Source organism: Flavobacteriales bacterium (assembly GCA_016704485.1).
GTDB lineage: Bacteria > Bacteroidota > Bacteroidia > Flavobacteriales_F > PHOS-HE28 > PHOS-HE28.
The window spans coordinates 1-22,539 of sequence record JADJAA010000005.1; the positions used below are offsets into that span (position 1 = coordinate 1).

Consider the following 22,539-nt stretch of genomic DNA (forward strand, 5'->3'; position numbering starts at 1 on the left):
TCCAACGCATTGAGCGTAGGAATATCAAGATCATTCGTAGGTTCGTCCAGGATCAGAACGTTCGGGTTCTTCATAAGCACTGTACACAGATACAGTCGGCGCTTCTCGCCACCGCTCAGCGTGCTTACGTATTGGAATTGTTTGTCCTTATCGAACAGGAAGCGTTCCAACAAACCACTTGCGGTCAGTGTTTTGCCTTTGTTCAACGGAATAAGTTCGGCGATCTCGCGCACCACTTCAATGATGCGTTTGTCCTCCGTAAGTTTTAATCCCTGCTGGCCGAATGTGCCCAGAACCACCGTGTCGCCGATGGTCACTTTACCCATGTCGGGTTCCTGTTGTTTCGTGAGCAGGTCGATGAACGTACTCTTACCAATGCCATTAGGTCCAACAATACCAATGCGGTCACCGCGCTTCAAGGAATAGTTGAAGTGCTCCACGATCGGTTTGTAGGTCTCAGGATCATTGCGATCCCCGAATCCCATGGTGAGGTTACGTGCTTCGATGACCTTGCCGCCCAATCGCTCTGTTTTCACATCGATCTTCACTTGTTCGCGATCGAATTTTTGGTGGCATCCGCTTTGATCTTATCGAATGCATCCAAGCGGCTCTTGCTTTCGTGCCACGTGCTCTAGGCATTTTGCGGACCCATTCCAGCTCGTCTCTTCATGAGGCCGCGCAAATGGTGCTGAGTGGCATCCCGCATCATCCAGCAGCGCTTTCTTCTCCACGTAGTAACTGTAGTTGCCTTTGAAGCGTGTGAAATCACCGAACTCCATTTCAACGATCTCGTCGCACACGTTGTCCAGAAAATAGCGATCGTGCGTCACCAACAATACGGTCATGTTGGGTGCATTCAGTTCATCCTCCAATTGCTCGATCATATCCACATCTAGGTGGTTGGTCGGCTCGTCGAGATCAAGACATCCGGGGCATGGATCAAGACCTTTGCCATGGCAAGGCGCTTCTGCTGGCCACCACTTAATGTATTGACAGGTTGCTCCATATCACGCAGTCCGAAGCGGTGCAGCAGGACATTTACACGGGCTTCATGATCCCATGCTTTATTCTCTCTCCATGAGCTCAATGGCCTCTTGCATCGTATCTGCATCAGCACCCTTGGCTACAGCGTGTTCATAGGCTCTCACGGCGTTGGTCACAGGGTCGTTCTGGTCCAACATTTCATCCAACAAGGAATGGGTGGAATTCATCTCCACGCTCTGGTCCAAATAACCGGTGGTCAGGCCCTTGTTGAAGGTAATGATGCCACTATCCGGCTTTTCCAGTCCGGCAATGCATTTAAGCAGGGTGCTTTTCCGGTACCATTCCGAGCAACGATCGCGGTTTTCTGACCACGCTCCAGACCGAAGGAAATATTCTCGAATAATTGGCGTGGCCTGTACCGTTTGGCAAGGCGTTCTACAGAAAGCACGTTCATGGGGCGCGAAGGTCGGTATTGGTTCGGTGCCACGACCCATTTGGACCAATATCCTTACAACCGAGCCAAACTATCCATCAGCTCCTGCTTCTTCCTTCGGCTTACAGCCACGTTCGTACCATCGCTCACATCACTTCGCCACCTTCTCCGCGAATGTATTTGGTGATGTGTTTTACGTTGATCAAGTATGAATGGTGTACGCGAATAAAACGCTCAGGGTCCAAGATGTCCTCGAACTCCTTCAGCGTTTGGTCGATCACCAAGCGTTTTTTATCTGTTTGATGGACCACAGTGTAATTGCTATCACTTTCGCAGTAGGTAATGTTGTCCACATCCACCATTTCCAAACCCTCCGCGACCGGCAATGCAATTCGTCTTTCCGCGCTCTTGGGTTGCGTTAAGTTCTTCATTAACGCCATGAATTGATCAGGCGTCTGTGGTGTGCGTTCTGCTTGAAGCACTTTTGCGATAGCACTCTCCAGCTCGTCCGGATCTACAGGTTTCAGAAGATAGTCCAAGGCGCTGAAGCGAATGGCCTTAACCGCAAAGCCCTCATGAGCAGTCGTAAAGATCACATGTGGCCTGTCAGGACCTATCGTTTGGAGCAGATCGAACCCGGTCTGATTGCCCATTTCAATATCCAGGAATAGGATCTTGGGTTTAACCTTGCCGAGTAAGGCAACACCATCCGGCACATTGGTGGCCATACCCAATAACTTGATGTTCTTATGCTTCCGTTCGAGGATACCGCTAAGGGCATCTCTACAGTGTTGTTCGTCGTCCACGATCACGGCGGAGAGTTCGGTCATTCTTGGTTCGCTTTTGTTGCGAGGCGAAAAGATAGCACTCTAGGACCGAACGAGTATATAAAAACGGAGAAGGGCCGCATCTAGCGGCCTCATTTCCGAGATGCAAAAGGCTTACAACTTTGCGGCAATGGCATTGCTAGCCAGCATGTTCTTGGCCTGTGGTGTAGGCACGAGCAAGGTGCGAACACCCTCTCCAAGTAGGGTGAAGTAGATCTTGCCGGCCAAGCCATCATATTCCATTGGGTAGTTCTTGTCCTTGGCGCTCTAGTTGCACGTAGAATTCTACGTTTTCTGGGCGTGCGAATGGGCCTTTTGCTACTGGTGCATTGTGGGTATCGAGTAAGGGATCTCTTTGGTGATGTGTTCTTCGCTGGTAAGGATCACGCTAACGGTCTCGTTGGTAGGCACTGCGAAATTGTACTGGCCATGGCAGCCGATCATTACATCCATGGTATCCACGCCATCGGTAACGATCATGGAAACTTCAGCATTGGTGGATTGGGCCATTAATATGCTGCCTTTAAAGACCACGTGGCCTTGTGCATTGGCGAAGAGTGAGCATGTTACAGCGATGATGAAGAGAGCTGTGTGGAGAAGCGTGCGTTTGTGAAGTGGTTGGAAGTTCATTTGAGTTGGTTTTGTTAGGGGTGTGTGTTGTTGTTCGACAGTGCAAATCTGCGGCTGCCTTAACCCTGGCGAAGCAGGAATGAGCAAGTGGCGGGTGGGAGAGAGCAAGTGGCGGAAATAGGTTGAAGGCCATGATGAACATGCATTTCGGAATACAGACTTTAAACCCCGGAAACGGAAAAAGGCCGCTCTGAGGCGGCCCATTTTCCGAAGAAGGGATTTACTTACAACGCTGCGGTAAAGGTGTTGGAAACCAGCATGTTCTTTGGTTGTGGCGTAGGAACGATCATCGTCCGAACACCTTCGCCTTGTGGTGCGAAATAGATGCTTCCTGCGAGACCGCTGTACATCATGGGCTGCGTCAGTTGATTGAGGCTCAGCTCCACATAGAACTCTACCTGCGCCGTGCGAGCAAATGGACCCTTAGCTTCAGGAGCGTTGTGGGTATCAAGCTTGATCTCTTTGGTGATGTAGTTCTCGCTGGTCAGTATCACGCTAACGATCTCGTTGGTTGGGATAGCGAAGTTGTATTTGCCATGGCGGCCGATCATCACGTCCATGGTGTCGACACCATCAGTAACGATCATGGAAACGGCTGGGCTGGTGATATCGGTACGGAGCACACGGCCTTTGAAGATAACATGGCCTTGGGCGTTGGCCATTACGGAGAATCCGATAGCTATCACGAAGAGGATGGTGTGGAGTAAAGTGCGCTTGTGGAGAGGTTGGAAGTTCATTTGAGTTGGTTTTGTTAGGGGTGCGTGTGTTGTTGTTTGACAGTGCAAATCTGCAGCTGTCATCACCCCTGGCGAAGCGGGAACGAGCAAGTGGCGGGTGGGATAGAGTAAGTGGCGCAAACGCCATGGCCCCCAATGGATATGCTAAGCAGAAATCTTTCTGAACACCATGGAAATGGAACAGGGCCGCCTCTTTCGAGACAGCCCTGTTACTGCTTTATTTGGTCCATTTCGTTGCCCGAATCGGATGGATCCGCACGAAAAATTTACCACCTTTCGAATGATCCGGGTCGCAGATCAACTAAGGACAGAACTTGACCAAAGAACTTTTTTCACCAAATACATGACCGATCTATTGCTTTACAAAGCGTGCATGCATTTCATAGGTGCCATTCGCGTTGGTCAACGTAAGGAAGTATGCACCAGCGTCAAATCCAGCCAAGGAAAAGTCGAATCGTCCAGAACCATTTACCGGTCCCATGGGAACGCTCCAAACAATCCTCCCACCGGCATCCATTATACGCAATATCATGCCATCTTCCGGTAGTTCGTCAAAGTAGACGGTTGCATTGTCCAACATGGGATTCGGAACCACTATTGGGGCACCGGACTTGAACAGCACATGCACAACATTTGATGGTTTTTCAGTTCCGTCAAGATCGACCTGGATCAATCGGTAATAGTTACTGCCAGCGTATGGGAAATCATCCACGAAAGTGTAATCGATCAAAGAGACGGACGTTCCAGCGGAAGGCAGGCTGCCAAAACGGTCGAATGAGATCGCATCCATTGATCGCTCCACTATGAAATGGGAGGTATTCGTCTCAGAAACCGTAGCCCAATTCAATTCTACGGATCCTTTTATTGGTCTAGCGTGCAGATCAAGGAGGTCCACAGGGAGCACGGTACAGTCCAATGAAGCTCCATTGGTCAAGTTCCAGCCAAGATCGAAAGCTTGACCATTTGAGCTGAAATTATCGATATACAAGATGTAGATCTCACCTGCAAGAACATTGATGGTGCTCACGAACCGATCCCCACTAGCACTTTCTGTAGCGTCAACGGCTCCATTTCCAAGTCCGGTAGGTCCATATGGTGCGGCATACGAACAACGCAAGGGGGCACCTGTAGGAGGACATGCAATAGTGTTCATCGGTCCCCAAAGTGCAAAGTCGTAATCCGTAGGTACAGTTGGTGTGATCGTAAACCCGATCGTGCCTGAGGCACTTGGCGAGAAATAATACCAGGTTCCTTGGCGTTCGCCGCTAAGGAGACACCCTTGGTTGGCAGTATTCAGATCATTGACATTACCCGTGTTCGAACTGTTGTTATTGAATGCTTGTCCATTACAGATCGTAACGCCTCCAGCGCAATCCTGCGGCGCGGCCGGTGGAGTTACGCAATCCACAGACTGTGCAAAAGAAACACCAGCAATAGGTGAAGATCCGGAGTTGAAGAAGACGCCACCATTCAACATACCGAGTGAAAAACTGTTCTCACACTGGAACGGGCCTGATGCATCGTAGGTAAGTACAATAACATCATTAATGTTCATGCCCAACAGCACCTGTGTATTTGCTCCTGTTACCGTGTACCACGTATTCGCACCTCCGTTAATGCTAACACCAACTTGCGATGTACCCCAACCATCGCCCCAGCTATCGTACAAATTGAGGATATAGACACAATCACCGGTCGGAGGTGGTGGTGGCGTATGCACACAGATGGAGAAAGAACCATTATTGTCTCCACCATACTCCCAGAAACGGATGTAAACAGTAGTTCCAGGAGCAAGACCGGTCAGGTTCAACGCGGGCATTAATCCCACACCACCATCATCATCACAAGCGATCTGCGTGAAAGGTCCTGCGCACGATGCAGCCGTATATACAGCCATCCCACCATCGGTAATAACTCCGGGGTTGGTTTCAATGATCAACGATCCGTTCGCAGGTACAACTGCCCTGAACCAAACGTCACTGGTAACATAGTTGGAGCAGGTCGGTGGGGGTGGTCCTGTTGTCCCGGTAGAACTGGATGTAGTGCTCGACGAAGAAATACAACTTGTGTTTACAGTTAAACTAGTTGCACCGCACGGGTTGTCATTCCCCAATGGTGGTGGTGGTGGTCCACAGATGATATTCGCTGTCCAGCCCGCTCTAACAACTGATCCATCGGACGTAAACCTCACGGTAAGGCAACCGCCAACGGCGGTGGACGTAATAGCCCCTGGGTTTGCAGTACCACTGTACGAACCAAGCACAGGTGAGGCCGTTGTCGGTCCATTGTAGATAGTAATTATATCCAACCCTGCTTCGGTATTGAACGCCGTGAAATTCATGGTCACTACTTGCCCTGCTACTGTAGGACAATAGGTTGCCGTAAAATTGGCATTGTTGGCATAGTTACCAGTACCCCCTGGATCATAGACCGTCGTTCCACATGCGGGTGGTGGCGGTACTGGAGGTCCACACGTTACATTGCCATACCAACCGGCGGCAACACCGGAACCGTCTGAAGTGAAGTTCAATGTAAGGCATCCGCCTACAGCAGAGGAAGTAAAAGGTCCTGGGATCGTTGCGCCACTGAATGTGCCAAGAACTGGTGATGCTGTAGAAGGTCCGTTATAGATGGTAACAAAATCCCAATTCGCTTCAGTAGCGAATTGGGTGAACGTCAACGTAACCATATCACCGGCCACTGAAGGGCAATAGGTGCGTGTAAAGTTGGTATTGTTCGTATAGTTCGCGCCTGGTCCTGCGGGGTCGGAGAACGTAGTACCACATGCGGGAGGAGGGGGAGGAGGTAAATTGAGACCGAAAAGACCAGGACATGGGCTATTCGGTGCGGGCCACGTATCGAACCAAATGAAATAGTTCGTACCTGCAACAAGAGGGACGTTAATGGAGGTGTAAGTGCCGGTATTTCCGTCGCCATAAACACAGGTGCCCCCAGCAGTTGGGCAACCCGCCCAAATTTGGATCGAACTATAGGCTTGTCCGTTGACCCATGCATTATAGGTTCCAGAGGTAGTTGGTGTGAATGTGTAAAGCGCCTCAATTCCGTTCTTGTAAACGGCTAGATCTCCAGTTCCACAGAGTGTTCCAGGGACGTTCGTGGCGTTAAGGTCATCTGCACCGCCACAGACAAGCGATTGGTTCACGATCGGGAGTGTGGCCGGGTTTATTACCGTTGCCCCGGGACATGTGGTCGCAAATGAATTCGCATTCATTGCAAGTGCAACACTTACCAAGAACAATGCACGGAGCCATGAATTCCAGGAATTTGTCCTGGTACTATTCGATGTTCGAAATGAACCGGATACGAAGGAGAATAAAGCTTTACTCATTCTGCACTGTTTTGTTGGTTCATAGCCTTGTATTCCTCCGGGTTGGCCAGGATCCACGCACGTTTCTCAGCGGTATACACGGCTTCATCATGAATTGGATCACCTGTATTCTGCTGAACAGGGAAGTTCTTCGCGGATATGTTTTCCGTAGCAGCTTGGTCGATCGAATAATTGCCTGCAGAATTCGCTCGGAGTTCCGATAGCAGTTCGGAAACGTCTATGGCTGCGTTCAAGCGCACTTTTACGTGCTGTCCGGAGATCGAAATAATGGAGGAAGGATCAAGTGAACGGATCACTTCGTAGAACATTTTCTCTTGAACTTCACCATCTGAGACCCGCAACACGTAGTTGTTCGAAACCTGCGAGAACAACGGCAACCCCATTACGAAAAGCAATGAGGTCAACAGGAATTGGTAGGAAATTCGTTTGTACAATGTATTCATCCAAGGGTCAGTTTGTTCGTCGAATGGTTCTGCAAGTTAGACAATGATCCGATCAGCGCCTAATACATTCTATAATACGACGAACAATTTACCAATTGGTTGCCTCATGGACCATTGTGCCAAAGCACAAGTTTCCGGTGGAAGGCATTTCCTGAATAGTGAACGCCCCTTTCCGCGAAGAGACGTCCGTTGAAGAGCGATGTGATGCACCGCCTCCTAAGTTGTTGTAAAAGATTCTATTCCTTCATAAATCGACCAGAACCGATGTGGTTCTCTTGCCGATCGAATAAATGGATCGAGTAGATCCCGGCATCAAGATCTCCCACAGGAATATTCACGAATGATGGTCCAATACCAACAAGGATACTCACTGTCTTTACCATCCGCCCGCTTCCATCGAAGAGGTTCAGGGACACTTGTTCCGTAAAGCCAAGAGGTAGGTCTATCTGGATCGTTGAATTGGCAGGGTTAGGACGAGGAAGAAGTATGTTCTCATCGCGCTTGAATACCGCCGGTGATACGTTCGAATAGGTAAATGATCCATCCAGTTCAAGCAGTTTCAATCGGTAGTAATTGATACCTGTCCGAGGGTTATTATGGACATATTCATAATTCAGCGTTCCGAACGATGTGCCCGCTGCAATTACGTTGCCAATGGGCACGAAATCAGTATTATCCATAGAATGTTCAACAACATACTGATCGAAATTTGATTCGGTCTGGGTCCTCCAGTTCAGTAGAACGCGGTCCTTCAGAGCCGCTGCTTTGAAATCGACCAATTCAACAGGTAGGACAGTGCAATCCAGCATGGTAGGCGTGCTCAGGTTCCAGTTTAGGCTGAATGATTGTCCCGTGATATCGAAATTGTCCACGTACATGACATAGATCTTCCCGACTTGACCGGCACCAACGACGATAGGCGCGACGAGTCCATTCACCCCCGAACCGTTATCCGCTTCAGATACGTCCGTGTTCCCCGCGACCAGTCCGTTCCTGTATGCGACGTTGCCTGGGTATCCCGGAACGGCTGGTGGATAGGCCCATGAACAACGCAATGGCGTGCCTGTGGGTGGACAGGTCAGTGTATTCATTGGGCCCCAAATAGCGAAGTCATAATCCACGTTCACGGGATTACCCATGGCATCTGTGGGTATCATCAAGAAACCCATGGTTCCTGCGCTTTGTGGCGAAAAATAGTACCATGTGCCTTGGCGTTCGTTGCCCAAGAGGCATCCTCTGTTCGACGCAGTGAGATCTACGCTACATCCCGTATAATCTGCGGAATTATTTATCGCTTGACTACTGCAAACGGTGATCCCACCTGCGCAATCCTCGGTAGGAGTTGGAAAGTTATCCGGGCCTCGTACGCATAGGCTGAATACCCCTGAGGTATTACTGCGTCCCCAATAGCGTATGAAATAGGTGGCTCCCGGTGTAAGTGCTTTGCATCGTCGGTCGATGTCCGGCATCAGACCCGGACCACTATCATCATCACAACCGGTGGCGACCAGCGTTAAGCTTCCGCACGTGCCGGAGTACAATTGCATCACCCCGTCATTCAATGTAACCGCATTGGAGTTGATCCTTACCACACCACTTGCAGGTGCAACGAAGCGGAACCAAACATCGGTATTAGGTGCTCCGCCACACGTTGGTGCAGGTAAATTGCCGGAAGCTGTTGCACCAGAGTTGGTGAAATTCTGTACGAAACAGTTCTCAATGACCGGTAGGACAATAGCACCCGCGCAATTATCATTGGTCATGGGTACCGGAGGCGGCGAGCATGATATTGACAATGGAGAGCATACGCCTGAGTGCGCGCAGGGGTCATACCAAAGGTACTCATCAACCAAAACACGGAGCAGACCTGTGTAGCTGGCTATCCATGAAACCTGCGATTGCAAACCGCAGAAGTCATCATTGAACCCGATGGCAGCACCGCCCGCATTGTTAAATAGAGTTATCCGCGTATCATAGGTCGCACCGCATGTACTGAAAGCGTAAATATTTCCAGCAACTACGTTTACTCATAGCGTGATCGCCCGGGATTAACGCATGTCACGTTAATAGTTCCTGGACAAGGTAGGTGTTATATTCCCACCTGCAAGCAATATGTTATTATTCCCACACTGGGAAAATGCATTGAATGGAGCACAGAACAGCATCAGTGCGCCTGCGGTCAAGATGCTATGGAGAGAGCTAACGCGTATCATGATCTTATTTATCACTGTCTTTAGTAACTGGATGTTCACCCTTGACCAGCGCGTCATATTCCAGCGGATGTGCAAGGATCCATTGGGCTTTAGCTGTTTCATAGCGTGTATTATCCTCGATCTCATTCCCTGTATCGTATTTGGATGGAAAGAGTTCGTACATCGGATCCAGACTCTTCACATCGCTCTCACTTTGCCTTCCGTCACTGACACGAATTGCAAAAAAACCATGTGGTCCGATCAGAGAACGGAGTTGTTGTAAGGAGACCGCAGTTGGTGATGTGAATTGTAAGGAACGTGTTCCATGATCATGCGACACGTCGATCACCCCGATGGTGCGCACCAATTCCGACATCATCGGCTTTGGTGATCGCATCGGAGTTAATGGAATTACCTCTGCTTGATATGAATATTGAGCAGTGGATTCGTTAACGTGGCATAGCGCGATAATAAGCGCGACGACGGTGAGAAGACGAGTGAATGGTCTCATAGCAGTTCGATCAGTTTTCAATGATCAATGGCGATACGTGATGTTCCATCGTCTTTAATTTAGTTCCCAGTTCTACGCGGCAGCGTGGAATAGGTTACAGGGAGATTCGACGGATGGCGTGCTAAGTTCGACGAACTAGCAAATTTTGTCAATGGGTGCGGATGTTGATCTTTACCGAGTAGTACGATCTACACACTTCGTTCCAATCGAACGCTGGTGCCAATAAGGGTTGTGGGCAGCGCAACGGAATCGCCCCTGATAAAGCATATTTTACTGATATCAGTCCTTTGTGTGCGACCAATAGTCACGGCTGACCCAACTATGCCGTTCCTTGGAACCGGGCATAGCGCCTTCTACTGACCCGCTAAATTGTTGATAAGTGATCAAGCTCGATCACGACCGGGGTATACCTCCAGTGCTTTTGCCAAGCACTTCACTGCCAATTCGAGAAAAGGCAATTCAAGAACATACGCAAGCCTCACCTGGCGCTTACCGCGTTCTGGGAACGCATAGAATCCGGTACATGGCGCCATCATGACCGTTGAGCCTTCAAATTCGAATTCTTCCAATAACCATTGGCAGAAACGATCAGAGTCGTCAATGGGAAGATCTGCTACACAATAGAATGCGCCGCTCGGCATAGGGCAGTGAACGCCCGGAATAGCATTCAGGCCATTCACCAATGTATTGCGTCGAGCCTTGTACTCTGCAATTACGTTCTCAAAGTAGGAAGGTGGTGTTTTGAGTGCAGCTTCTGCAGCGATCTGCCCGAATGTTGGTGGACTAAGCCGCGCTTGTGCCATTCTAAGCACTGCGGAATACACATCCGTGTTCTTGGTAATGAACGCTCCAACACGAGCGCCACACATGCTATACCTCTTGCTCACACTATCGATCAGGATCACATTCTGTTCCAGACCTTTCAATGTCATTGCACTTATATGTTCAGTGCCATCATAACAGAACTCGCGGTAAACCTCATCCGAAAATAGGAAAAGGTCATGTTTGAGCACGATCTCGCGCAAGCGCTCCAACTCATCAGCTCCGTAGACACGCCCCGTAGGATTGCCCGGATTGCAGATGAGAATACCTTTGGTCCGTGGAGTAATAAGCGGTGCGAATGTTTCTTCGGCAGGTAGTGCGAACCCATCATCGACACTCGTCTGTAATGGGATCAGTGACACACCGCAAGAGAGCGCAAAGCTGTTGTAGTTGGCATAGAACGGTTCAGGTATGATCAGCTCGTCACCAGGTTCAAAACAGGCCATCATTCCGAACAGCAGTGCTTCCGAACCGCCATTGGTCACGATGATCTGCTCATGATCAACATCGATCTTATGTGCTTGGTAATACTTCGCAAGACCTCTTCTGTAACTCTCGTATCCGGCACTGTGGCTGTATTCGATCACTTTTCGATCCAAGTTGCGGATCGCATCCAAGGCTACTTCAGGAGTCTGGATATCCGGTTGGCCAATGTTCAAATGGATCACTTTGACCCCTCTGGCCTTCGCTGCTTCAGCAAAAGGGACGAGCTTACGAATGGGGGAGGCGGGCATGTTGCGCCCTTTGGTGGAAATAGCTGGCATATCAGATCTGTCTAGAACGGTGCGAAGTTCGTGATTACGCGATCATACCCTTTCGCAATACGAAAATAACCCGATCTACTTGCTCTTTTTCATCATGGCATCTCCAAATTAGTGGCCCCGTAGCAAAGGCAATGCGTCAACCATATTGAATCGCCTTGGTAAAAAATAGCTGCGCGGCTTTAGCCTATTTTGTATTGCGCAAGGGTAGTACCAATACTAACCAAAAGTGGACCGTCTCGAAAGGGATGACCCCTTTTTCATTTAATAGTGATCGGATGCGGCTTACGTTCGGATATCCAGCTGATCGGGATCACATGCTGCTGTGCCCATGTGTTGTACTGGGATGAACAAAGGGCACGTTTGATGCATTGCTCGGCCTGTTCTTGAAGGATCCGGACCAACTTTTTCAAGTAGATCGCTGTTATAGTAGGCCGGTTTCCAAGGTGACTTTGTCCAGTCCTCTGAGCCTGAACCGTATGAAGCGTTTGCTCTGTTTCAGGTTGCCGAAGGCCGATCCCACTTCCATCGGTCTGATGCTGCGATGTCTTAGACCTTCTTCGCTGGTGAGCCTTTCACGGGCTTGGACCCTTAGTTGTGGTCCAGCCTATGGGCAGACGCATTCGTTACGCGCAGCGTTGTAATGGAGCCTGTTCTGTGTAAAGGGGTGTTTCTCCCAGTGGCTCTTATGTTGTTCACGGTGGAAGTGGTTTTACTTTACAAAAGCCCCCACCCACACCTTCCAGAGATGGCAGTAGATTCATCGCTTGTGCCGGGTCCGAGATCCTTGAACACGACTTTTCTTCGTGAAGCCATGCCTACATGTCGATCACACAGATCAACTTCCAACGGCTTTTCAACAAAACGGAAAAGGCCGCTCAGAGGCGGCCCATTTTTCCTAGTGATAGGTTTTTTATAACTCTGCGGCAATGGCATTGCTAGCCAGCATGTTCTTGGCCTGTGGTGTAGGCACGAGCAAGGTGCGAACACCCTCTCCAAGTAGGGTGAAGTAGATCTTGCCGGCCAAGCCATCATATTCCATTGGGTAGTTCTTGTCCTGGCGCTCTAGTTGCACGTAGAATTCTACGTTTTCTGGGCGTGCGAATGGGCCTTTTGCTACTGGTGCATTGTGGGTATCGAGTAGGATCTCTTTGGTGATGTGTTCTTCGCTGGTAAGGATCACGCTAACGGTCTCGTTGGTAGGCACTGCGAAATTGTACTGGCCATGGCAGCCGATCATTACATCCATGGTATCCACGCCATCGGTAACGATCATGGAAACTTCAGCATTGGTGGATTGGGCCATTAATATGCTGCCTTTAAAGACCACGTGGCCTTGTGCATTGGCGAAGAGTGAGCATGTTACAGCGATGATGAAGAGAGCTGTGTGGAGAAGCGTGCGTTTGTGAAGTGGTTGGAAGTTCATTTGAGTTGGTTTTGTTAGGGGTGTGTGTTGTTGTTCGACAGTGCAAATCTGCGGCTGCCTTAACCCCTGGCGAAGCAGGAATGAGCAAGTGGCGGGTGGGAGAGAGCAAGTGGCGGAAATAGGTTGAAGGCCATGATGAACATGCATTTCGGAATACAGACTTTAAACCCCGGAAACGGAAAAAGGCCGCTCTGAGGCGGCCCATTTTCCGAAGAAGGGATTTACTTACAACGCTGCGGTAAAGGTGTTGGAAACCAGCATGTTCTTTGGTTGTGGCGTAGGAACGATCATCGTCCGAACACCTTCGCCTTGTGGTGCGAAATAGATGCTTCCTGCGAGACCGCTGTACATCATGGGCTGCGTCGTTGATTGAGGCTCCAGCTCCACATAGAACTCTACCTGCGCCGTGCGAGCAAATGGACCCTTAGCTTCAGGAGCGTTGTGGGTATCAAGCTTGATCTCTTTGGTGATGTGGTTCTCGCTGGTCACTATCACACTAACGATCTCGTTGGCCGGAACAGCGAAGTTGTATTGGCCATGGCGGCCGATCATCACATCCATGGTGTCGACACCATCAGTAACGATCATGGAAACTTCAGCATTGGTGCTGTTGGCCATAAGAATGCTGCCTTTGAATACTACGTGGCCTTGTGCATTGGCGAAGAGTGAGCAAGTAACAGCAAGAATGAAGAGAGCTGTGTGGAGTAAAGTGCGCTTGTGGAGTGGTTGGAAGTTCATTTGAGTTGGTTTTGTTAGGGGTGTGTGTCGTTGTTGTTTGACAGTGCAAATCTGCGGCTGTCATCACCCCTGGCGAAGCGGGAACGAGCAAATGGCGGGTGGGAAAGAGTAAGTGGCGGAAGTAGGCTTAAAAAGCCCATGACCGTACTATGAAATACGGCCTAGTTTATTGATAAGTCCCAGATCATCAGTCGGAAGACTGCTCATGCGTTCAGGAACGGTATCTCCACCTCAACACGGGTACCTTGTGGTAGATCCGTGTAATGGAAGCCTGCTTTACCACCGTGTTGCTTCTGCACCAGATCCAAGCGCGAGCGGGTTATGGCAGTTCCTAGTGACGTTTTCTTCATGGGTTGTCCAAGAGGTGATGCTTCCTTTTTCGCATGCCTGCCGGCGCCATCATCCTCAATGGTCCATACCATTTGGCTACCGCGCCTAGCAACACTGAGTGTAATGTGCCCTTTGCCTTCTTTGCCTGCCATACCATGCCAGATCGCGTTTTCCACGAAGGGTTGCACCACCAATGGGGGCACCATGACCTCTTCCGGATCGATAGTTTGGTCCACGGTGATCGTAAAATCGAACTTCTTTTCCATCCGCATACGTTCCAGATCCAAGTACCCGCGAAGTGCTTCAAGATCATCGTTCAAGGGCACTTCGGCATGTCTACTATTCTCTAAGACCAACCGCATAACACGGGCGAATTTGCTGAGGTAGCTTGTCGCACTGTCCTGATCATTCTTTTGAACGAATGCGTTGATGCTGTTGAGCGCATTGAAGATGAAGTGCGGGTTCATCTGGCTACGTAATGCTTGGGTTTCCAGTGTAGCCGCCTCTTTTTCAAATCGTTCCGCTCTTCGTTTTCTATCGGTTACGAACCAAGCTCCACCCCCACCTAACAGCAACAAGCCGCCAAACGCTGTAGCTAAAGCGCGGTTCCGGTTCTGATCAGCACGCAATGACTCGATGGTCCGTTCACTTTCCAGTTGCTCGCGTTCCGCAGCATACTCCAAGCTATCCGCAAGCTGTTCTTTATTGAAGGTGTACAGCATATCACGTTGGGTAAGTTTGCGTTGTGTGCTTTCCAGAGACAGGCTATCCCGAACGCCAACGAAGATCTCGTGGTAGGCCAGCGCCAGATCTCCGTTGCCCAATGCCTTGTATGCTTGGTACAAGCATTCGCAATTCAATAAGCGCTCGTCCGCGGCCTTGATCCGTTCAGCTATTACAAGGCCTTGCTTGCATTTCGTAACGGCCAGTTCAGGTCGATCCAGGACCACATCCAACTTACCAAGTTCGGCAAGGGTCCCTGAAATATTCAACTGATAGTCCATACCTCCAGCGATCACCAACGATTCCTTGAGGATGTTCTCTGCTTCCTCATAGTTCTTCATGAGCCGATACGATCTTCCAAGCAAAAGCATGGTCTGGCACATGGGATATTTCAGATCGGCTTCTTTTTCCAATGCGTAGGCATTCTTCAGGACGATGATCGCACTGTCCGTTCGACCACTATCGAAAAGCAAGCTGCCAAGACCACTTAGCGAATGCGCCATACCAGGTCGATCGCCTATTTCAGTGAACAGTTCGTGGGCCTTCAGCATAGACGGAAAGCCCTCTTTGGGATCACCAAGGGAAGCACGCAGATCGCTGAGCATGACATAGCTATGAGCGATCTCAAGTGGTTCTCCTAAACGTTCCATGGTGGCGATATTCTTGTAAGCCAGATCGATCGCTTCCCCGATCCTTCCCATATCGTTGTAGGTCACAATCATGTTATTGTAGCCCCAAGAGGCCACGGCTTCATCATCATATTTCTCAGCGATCTCCACAACTTTCGCGAAACAGACCAACGCACTGTCCGGTCGCCCTTGTATCCGGTGTGCTCGCCCAATATCGTTGTAGCAATAGGCCAACCCGATCTCATGTCCTGCCTTCAAGTGCAGCGCCATACTTCGCCGATTATGGGCGATCGAAGCATCCATGTTGGTTTCTTGCTGTTCAATGAATCCCAGATTGCTTTCCGCATTTGCAGCACCGACCAAGTATGCGGAGTCTTCCCTAAGCAAGAAGATGTGTAGCCCACTATCGACCAATTGGATCGCTTTTTTCGTGGCTCCCTTCGTGAACTGGGCCAGGCCTTCTTTCCTTAATCCCTCAGCCACCATGAACGTGTCATTGGCGCGCATCGCAAGTTCCACCATGTGCTTGGCCAACGTCAGGCTACTGTCCGGATCGTTGGCCCGCAGGGCATTTGTCAACAGGTTCAATGCCTCAAGTTTATTGCGCGTGGGAGTTCCGGGAGTCCTGTAGACATTCCACAACGAATCGTTCTGATCATCCTGCGCGGTGCAGAACGTGGTGAACGGAACAATAAGGAGTAGGATGATAGATCGCCACATGGGAGAGTATGTTGAATGGTCCCGGAAGTCTTGTCCCCGACCAAATTAAGATATGCGGACAATGGGCGGAGATGTAAAACCATCTCGCGATATTAATACCCCCGAATTACTCGCTTTTTACCTGTGCGAAGAGATCTTGCGTACCAAACTGATGGACTTCGGAATGAAGTATCATCGATGCTTCTTCAAAATCGCGTTCCGTAGCAATACATGGACATATAGAAAGCGCACGGCGCATGATCCCATTTCCGTTGCCGGCCGTGGCTATTACGCACTCAAAAATGGCATCTCCACCTCAACGCGGGTACCTTGCGGAAGGTCCGTGTAATGGAAGCCTGCTTTACCACCGTGTTGCTTCTGCACCAGATCCAAGCGCGAGCGGGTTATGGCGGTTCCTAGTGACGTTTTCTTCATGGGTTGTCCAAGAGGTGATGCTTCCTTTTTCGCATGCCTACCAGCGCCATCATCCTCAATGGTCCATACCATTTGGCTACCGCGCCTAGCAACACTGAGTGTAATGTGCCCTTTGCCTTCTTTGCCTGCCATACCATGCCAGATCGCGTTTTCCACGAAGGGTTGCACCACCAATGGGGGCACCATGACCTCTTCCGGATCGATAGTTTGGTCCACGGTGATCGTAAAATCGAACTTCTTTTCCATCCGCATACGTTCCAGATCCAAGTACCCGCGAAGTGCTTCAAGATCATCGTTCAAGGGCACTTCGGCATGTCTACTATTCTCTAAGACCAACCGCATAACACGGGCGAATTTGCTGAGATAGCTTGTCGCACTGTCCTGATCATTCTTCTGAACGAATGCGTTGATGCTGTTGAGCGCATTGAAGATGAAGTGCGGGTTCATCTGGCTGCGAAGTGCTTGTGTTTCCAGCGTTGCTGATTCCTTTTCGAATCGCTCTTGTCTGCGCCTACGATCGGTGATGAACCAGGCGATGCCTCCTCCAAGCAGCAAGATGCCTCCGATCCCGGTTGCCAGTGCGCGGTTTCGATTCTGATCAGCGCGAAGAGATTCGATCATTCGTTCGCTTTCCAGCTGTTCGCGCTCGCTCGCATAGGCGAGGCTATCGGCCAGTTGTTGTTTGCCGAAGGTGTACAATAGGTCGCGTTGTGTCAATTGGCGTTGGGCCCTATCATTGACCAAACTATCGCGGATCGAGATGAAGGTTTCATGGAATTGCAATGCCTTCAAGCCATTTCCCTGAGCCTTGTACGCCAAATAGAGGCACTCGCAATTGTCTCGTCGTTCGGTGGAGATCAAATTCTTGTCTGCCAGAGTGAGGCCTTTGGTGCATCGTTGAATGGCTTGTTGAATAGCGCCTTTATCCAACGATGTTCTGCCCAGTTTGGCGAATGCTTGGGCTTCACTGGGTTGGTCGTTCAGGCTTTGTGCCAAGATCAATGCTTCGTTCAAGATCCGTTCCGCATCCGCTGTTCTTCCTACGAGACGGTAAACTGTCCCAAGTTCCAGAAGCGTTCTTCCCATCAAGTCCTTTACATCGCCTTCGCGTTCCAACTGCAGCGCTGTTTCCAACATGACGATTGCACTATCCGCCTCATTCATCTCCATTAAAAGGGCGCCAATGCTACTTCCGGAGGTCATCATTCCTTGGCGATAATCGGCCTTTTGGTAAAGGTCATAAGCACGTCGCAAGAGGTCAAGCGCTTCTTGGTCCTCGCCTATTGCGCGTTTCAATTCGCTGATAGTGGTAAGGCATGCGGCTACGCCTTTTAGGTCACTGATACGTTCAAGTATGGCTAAGCTCTTGTACGTAGCATCGATCGCCTCACCAATTCGGCCCGTCGCCGTATAGACGTTCCCCATATTTCCGTAACCACCGCCTACCATATCATCCATGCCGATCCTTTCGCCTTCGCTCACAACCCGTTCATAATAGTAGAGCGCACTGTCGTGTTTTCCTTGTATTTCGTAGATCCTGCCAATGCCGTTGTAGCAATAAATTGCCCCTTCCGGATCGTTTGCGCGTTCGTGCAGGCCTAAGCTGAGTAGATAATGGTGCATGGCCTCCTTCAATCGCCCACTGTTCTTGTGTGCATATGCCATGTTGCTTTCCGCCGCTCCAGCACCGCGCAAGAAGGCCGAGTCCAATCTGGTGGAATAGTAAAAGAGTGCACTATCCAAGGCTTTCAGTGCCGGTTCGCTGGATCGCATCATTAAATGTGCGATGCCCACATCACGGTAGCCTTGGCCGATCATCAGTGTATCGTGCTGTTCGCGTGCCCGGTCAACAAGAAGGTGCGACAAATTCAAACAACTGTCCTGATCCACCGAACGCATTTCAGTGATGATCTGGTGGAGCGTTACCAGCTGCTCGCGAGAAACCTTTTGTCCTTGGAAGGCACGCCAAAGAGAATCCAACGGATATTGTCCATAAGCATGTGTTGCTAGTATGGTAAGGATGGTGAGTGCGGCTCGGAGCATGTAATTCCGGCAACTGAGAGAGGCGTATCTGAGCAAGTTATACCATTGGGGCCGCCAAAAGGCATTATCACTATTCCGAGCAGTACATATGCAATGATGAAGAGTTCAGAGGGCAGGTCATAGTATCGGTCTACTTCTCAGGGAGAGGATCCTTTACTTCATCCAACAGTTTCTCAATATCCCCGATCAACCGATCAACATCCACCGTTTTGGTGCCGTCGTAAAAACCACGGATCCGGCGTTGCGGATCAACCAGAACGAAATTTTCCGTGTGCACAAAATCATCCGGACCTCCATCACCTTCATCCACTGCTGCGAAGTAGGATCCTCTAGCGAGGTCATAGATCTGCTTTCTGTCACCGGTCAGAAAACGCCAGCGATCGTAATCAGCTTTGTATAATTCGGCATAGCTCGCCAATACGGGAACGGAATCCATTTCTGGTGTAACGGAGTGGGAGAGGAGCATCAGCGGAGTTTCTTTCGGGAATGCTGCTTGCACACGTCCCATTTGCGTGGTCATTTTCGGGCAGATCGTCGCGCAGGTCGTGAAGAAGAAATCGGCTACGATGATGTTATCCTTTACGTCGCTGTAATCCACAATGGCCCCGTGTTGATCGATCAACTTGAAATCGGAAATATGATGTTCTCCGGTCCGGCCTTTGACATCATCGGCCACAAGGCGTGGGTCCAATTGCGACGGATGATAGATCGGAAGAACGTCGCTGGGCTTTAGGATCTGCCATCCCACGATGATAGCGACCGCAGCGACCGCGAGGAAAAGGAGAATGCGAACGCCTATAGATCTATTGGTCTGGTGCTCCACGGCTGGAATTAAAGGTCTCGCAAATCTAAGGCGTAACCGATGGAATAGATCCACCGATAGGTTGGCCAGGCAACACCATGATCGCGATCGTGGATCAACTTAAAGCTGATCTTATGTGCTTTGGAAAGGGAGTACGATGTGCCAATGGAGTGGCGCGTGCTGGTGTGTTGGATCCCCTGGTAGCCGACCCACGTAAAGAATTCGGTACTGATCTCGGGATCGAACTTGAAATTTTTGAAGTCGTAGCTCAAGGAGAATTTATTGCGGACCATCTCGCGCGCACTACCGAACTCCGTGTAATTATGTTGGTAGCCCAAACGGTATTCCAGTCCGAAGCGCTTCCACTTGGTATCGAAATTCAACTGGAGACTTGTGCGGTGTTTTGTGTTGTCCTCCGGACGGAAACTGATGCGTTGAACTACGCCGATATCGAAATGTCCATTCAGCTTGAAATTTGCACCAAGATCGGTGTACACCTGCCGTGGAGCGTAGAACACATCGTCACTTCGATAACCCAATTCAGCGGCTAGTTTGAATCGTTTGTAGAGGTCCTTTCCCAATAGGTCCTTGAATACCTTTGGCAATCCACCTTCCACATCCAGGGATACCCAGAGTTCGTGTTTGCGAATAGGTTGGGCGCGTTCCTGTGCATACGTTTTGGCAGAAGTGCAGGCCAATGTGATCACGAAAGCAAGACCTGCGATCCACGGAAAACCCATTCGAAAAGAACGCATCAATCGTACCACTTAACGGTGATCAACGGTACTTGCACAACTTCTTTTCGGCTACCTATCTCTACGGTACTGTAAATGGGGTACTGGTTGCCATCACAGGTGTTCTCTTGGCACTCGGAATAAGTGTAGACCGTATAGGAACCTTTGCGCAACCATGGGAAACGGTAGGTGCCATCAGGTTCGGTTCGCGTATCATCACTGGCGAAGGTGTCATCGCCATAACGGATGTACACGCGTTGTTCTGCCACTGGAATGGGAACGCCAACTATGAGACCGGTATTCTTATTGTATTCCTGTTGAAAAATAGTGCCTTGTACCTCGGCTTTTCCGCCCTCACCGGGGTCTTTGGAGCAAGCACTGAAAAGTAGCGCGCCTGCAAGCGCCATTGCTGGGATGAACTTCATGGTAACGATAATTTAACGAGGGGCAAATGTAACCGAAGGGCCCTTATGCTTCGCCATAAATGGCTTTGACCTCCTTGGAATATTTAGCAAGGATCGGTTTCCTGCGTAGGCTCAGCTTGGGTGTCATTTCTCCGGAATCGATCCCCCATTCGGTAGCGAGAAGCGCAACGCGTTTCACCTGTTCCCAGTGACCGAGAGAAGCATTCACCTTGTCCACCTCTTGATCTATCCGATCAATGATGCGCTTTTCATTCACTATTTGCTCATTGCTGGTGAATGGTATGCCTTTCAATTTGCAATAGTCCTTCAAGAACGCAAAACTCGGCACGATCAAGGCTGATGGGAACTTGCGGTTCTCCCCGATCACCATCACTTGTTCGATGAAGCGAGATTCCTTCAATTTATTCTCGATCAACTGCGGAGCCACGTATTTACCACCGCTCGTTTTGAACATTTCCTTTTTCCGATCTGTGATCCGTAGAAAACCGTCTTCGCTCAATTCTCCAATATCGCCAGTACTGAACCAACCGTCCGGGGAAAGCACTTCGGCGGTCATTTCCGGTTCTTTGTAATAGCCCATCATAACATTGGGTCCTTTGATCAGGATCTCACCATCGCTGGCAATTCTCACTTGGACATTATCCAGTGGTTTGCCAACGCTCCCGAACCTTAAGCCATCGTTCTGTGCATCGTTCACACTGACAACCGGCGATGTTTCCGTGAGTCCATATCCTTCCATAAGTGGAATACCGGCGGCGTTGAATATGCGTGCCAGCCGAGGTTGTAATGCTGCGCTGCCACTGGCTATGACCTTGACCTTCCCGCCGAGGCCGGCTTTCCATTTGCTGAATACGAGCTTACGTGCGATCGAAAGCTGAAAGTCGTACCACGCACTTCTGCCGTGAACATCATAGGCTTCCCCCAATTCCAAGCTCCAGAAGAACAGTTTTCGTTTAATGCCAGTGAGGGCTTCACCTTTCGCGAGGATCGAATCGTATATCTTTTCCAGAAGCCGTGGCACAGCGGTGAACACATCAGGTTCTGCTTCGCGGATGCGTGCACCAAGATCTTCAAGAGTTTCTTGAAAACGGACCTGGGTCCCTGCACGCTGATAGAGATACATCAGCATACGTTCGTAGATGTGGCATAGTGGCAAGAAGCTGATCGCACGTGAACCGGCCGAGATCGGTAAGCGTGGTGTACTGGCTTCCACGTTGCTCAGGATATTGTCGTGGCTCAACATAACGCCCTTCGGTCTACCTGTAGTGCCGCTCGTGTATATAATGGTGGCCAGGTCTGCGCGTTTCACTTGTGCCTTGTAGGTATCGAGCTTTGCTCGGCCATCTTCTCCCTTCCCAAGTAACTCTTTCCAATTGGGAGTTCCCTGGATCTTTTCAAAACTAAAAATGTGTTCAAGCCCGGGGCAATTCTTTTTGGCTTCAGTTGCTTTGGCCAGAAGCTCGGGGTTGCTAACGAAGAAGACCTTCGACTCGGAATGGTTAAGCACGTATGCGTAATCATCTGCGCTACTGGTAGGGTAGATCGGAATGTTAATGGCTCCGATCCTTAATAACGCTTGATCCACGATCGCCCACTCAGCACGATTTCCACTGACCATGGCAACCTTATCACCAGGAACTATCCCGATGGTCATAAGACCCAATGCCAACGACTCTGCCGTTTCAATGAATTCTTTGGTGCTGTAAGCCCGAAGCTTTCCATCTTCATAACTCTCAACACATGCTTTCTGGGGAAAGTTCGCGAGCTGATATTCAACGATCTCGAAAAGGCGCTGTACTTGCATAGGGCCAAGATAAACAAGGAATGGATGACCAACGCCCTGTTTAGTCACTTGAGCGCTACCGC

Annotated in this window: 20 protein-coding genes and 1 pseudogene; all 21 read right to left on the minus strand. The window is 50.0% G+C overall.

Annotated elements, in window-relative coordinates:
* The coding region (locus tag IPF95_18065; protein ID MBK6476588.1) for an ABC-F family ATP-binding cassette domain-containing protein at positions 1-548 on the minus strand (548 nt) is incomplete at its 3' end.
* Positions 549-587: 39 nt separating this feature from the next.
* Positions 588-890, minus strand: a complete 303-nt coding sequence (locus IPF95_18070; protein ID MBK6476589.1) for an ABC-F family ATP-binding cassette domain-containing protein — start codon at positions 888-890, stop codon at positions 588-590.
* Positions 891-892: 2 nt separating this feature from the next.
* Positions 893-1,087, minus strand: coding sequence for an ATP-binding cassette domain-containing protein (locus tag IPF95_18075; GenBank protein ID MBK6476590.1), 195 nt, complete (start codon positions 1,085-1,087; stop codon positions 893-895).
* Positions 1,065-1,478: a hypothetical protein gene (locus tag IPF95_18080; GenBank protein ID MBK6476591.1), complete on the minus strand. Its 414-nt coding sequence runs from the start codon at positions 1,476-1,478 to the stop codon at positions 1,065-1,067. The genes IPF95_18075 and IPF95_18080 overlap by 23 nt, the downstream gene beginning before the upstream one ends.
* Before the next feature lie 85 nt (positions 1,479-1,563).
* Positions 1,564-2,247, minus strand: coding sequence for a response regulator transcription factor (locus IPF95_18085; protein ID MBK6476592.1), 684 nt, complete (start codon positions 2,245-2,247; stop codon positions 1,564-1,566).
* Positions 2,248-2,562: 315 nt separating this feature from the next.
* Complete coding sequence (locus tag IPF95_18090) at positions 2,563-2,874, minus strand: hypothetical protein (GenBank protein ID MBK6476593.1); 312 nt, start codon at positions 2,872-2,874, stop codon at positions 2,563-2,565.
* A gap of 224 nt (positions 2,875-3,098) precedes the next feature.
* A complete protein-coding gene (locus IPF95_18095; GenBank protein ID MBK6476594.1) occupies positions 3,099-3,611 on the minus strand; it encodes a hypothetical protein in 513 nt (170 codons plus the stop codon).
* A gap of 352 nt (positions 3,612-3,963) precedes the next feature.
* Positions 3,964-6,960, minus strand: a complete 2,997-nt coding sequence (locus tag IPF95_18100; protein ID MBK6476595.1) for a hypothetical protein — start codon at positions 6,958-6,960, stop codon at positions 3,964-3,966.
* A complete protein-coding gene (locus IPF95_18105) occupies positions 6,957-7,403 on the minus strand; it encodes a hypothetical protein (protein ID MBK6476596.1) in 447 nt (148 codons plus the stop codon). Before IPF95_18105 ends, IPF95_18100 begins: the two co-directional genes overlap by 4 nt.
* Before the next feature lie 236 nt (positions 7,404-7,639).
* Positions 7,640-9,166: a T9SS type A sorting domain-containing protein gene (locus IPF95_18110; GenBank protein MBK6476597.1), complete on the minus strand. Its 1,527-nt coding sequence runs from the start codon at positions 9,164-9,166 to the stop codon at positions 7,640-7,642.
* A 454-nt stretch (positions 9,167-9,620) separates the two neighbouring features.
* On the minus strand, positions 9,621-10,106 hold the full coding sequence (locus IPF95_18115; protein ID MBK6476598.1) for a hypothetical protein: 486 nt from the start codon (positions 10,104-10,106) through the stop codon (positions 9,621-9,623).
* 383 nt (positions 10,107-10,489) lie between these two features.
* Positions 10,490-11,692 (minus strand): pyridoxal phosphate-dependent aminotransferase, encoded by a 1,203-nt coding sequence (locus IPF95_18120; GenBank protein ID MBK6476599.1) that lies wholly within the window; start codon positions 11,690-11,692, stop codon positions 10,490-10,492.
* 421 nt (positions 11,693-12,113) lie between these two features.
* Positions 12,114-12,284 (minus strand): annotated as a pseudogene (locus tag IPF95_18125) (transposase).
* 318 nt (positions 12,285-12,602) lie between these two features.
* A complete protein-coding gene (locus IPF95_18130) occupies positions 12,603-13,115 on the minus strand; it encodes a hypothetical protein (protein MBK6476600.1) in 513 nt (170 codons plus the stop codon).
* A 225-nt stretch (positions 13,116-13,340) separates the two neighbouring features.
* Positions 13,341-13,853, minus strand: coding sequence for a hypothetical protein (locus IPF95_18135; protein ID MBK6476601.1), 513 nt, complete (start codon positions 13,851-13,853; stop codon positions 13,341-13,343).
* Positions 13,854-14,056: 203 nt separating this feature from the next.
* The gene (locus tag IPF95_18140; GenBank protein ID MBK6476602.1) at positions 14,057-16,255 is read right to left on the minus strand and encodes a tetratricopeptide repeat protein; all 2,199 of its coding nucleotides are present in this window, start codon (positions 16,253-16,255) and stop codon (positions 14,057-14,059) included.
* A gap of 267 nt (positions 16,256-16,522) precedes the next feature.
* Positions 16,523-18,712 (minus strand): tetratricopeptide repeat protein, encoded by a 2,190-nt coding sequence (locus IPF95_18145; GenBank protein MBK6476603.1) that lies wholly within the window; start codon positions 18,710-18,712, stop codon positions 16,523-16,525.
* Positions 18,713-18,842: 130 nt separating this feature from the next.
* Positions 18,843-19,511, minus strand: coding sequence for an SCO family protein (locus IPF95_18150; protein MBK6476604.1), 669 nt, complete (start codon positions 19,509-19,511; stop codon positions 18,843-18,845).
* Positions 19,512-19,543: 32 nt separating this feature from the next.
* Positions 19,544-20,269, minus strand: coding sequence for a DUF2490 domain-containing protein (locus IPF95_18155; GenBank protein MBK6476605.1), 726 nt, complete (start codon positions 20,267-20,269; stop codon positions 19,544-19,546).
* Positions 20,269-20,673 (minus strand): hypothetical protein, encoded by a 405-nt coding sequence (locus tag IPF95_18160; GenBank protein ID MBK6476606.1) that lies wholly within the window; start codon positions 20,671-20,673, stop codon positions 20,269-20,271. Before IPF95_18160 ends, IPF95_18155 begins: the two co-directional genes overlap by 1 nt.
* Positions 20,674-20,716: 43 nt before the next feature.
* On the minus strand, positions 20,717-22,477 hold the full coding sequence (locus IPF95_18165; protein MBK6476607.1) for a long-chain fatty acid--CoA ligase: 1,761 nt from the start codon (positions 22,475-22,477) through the stop codon (positions 20,717-20,719).
* Positions 22,478-22,539: the final 62 nt, after the last annotated feature.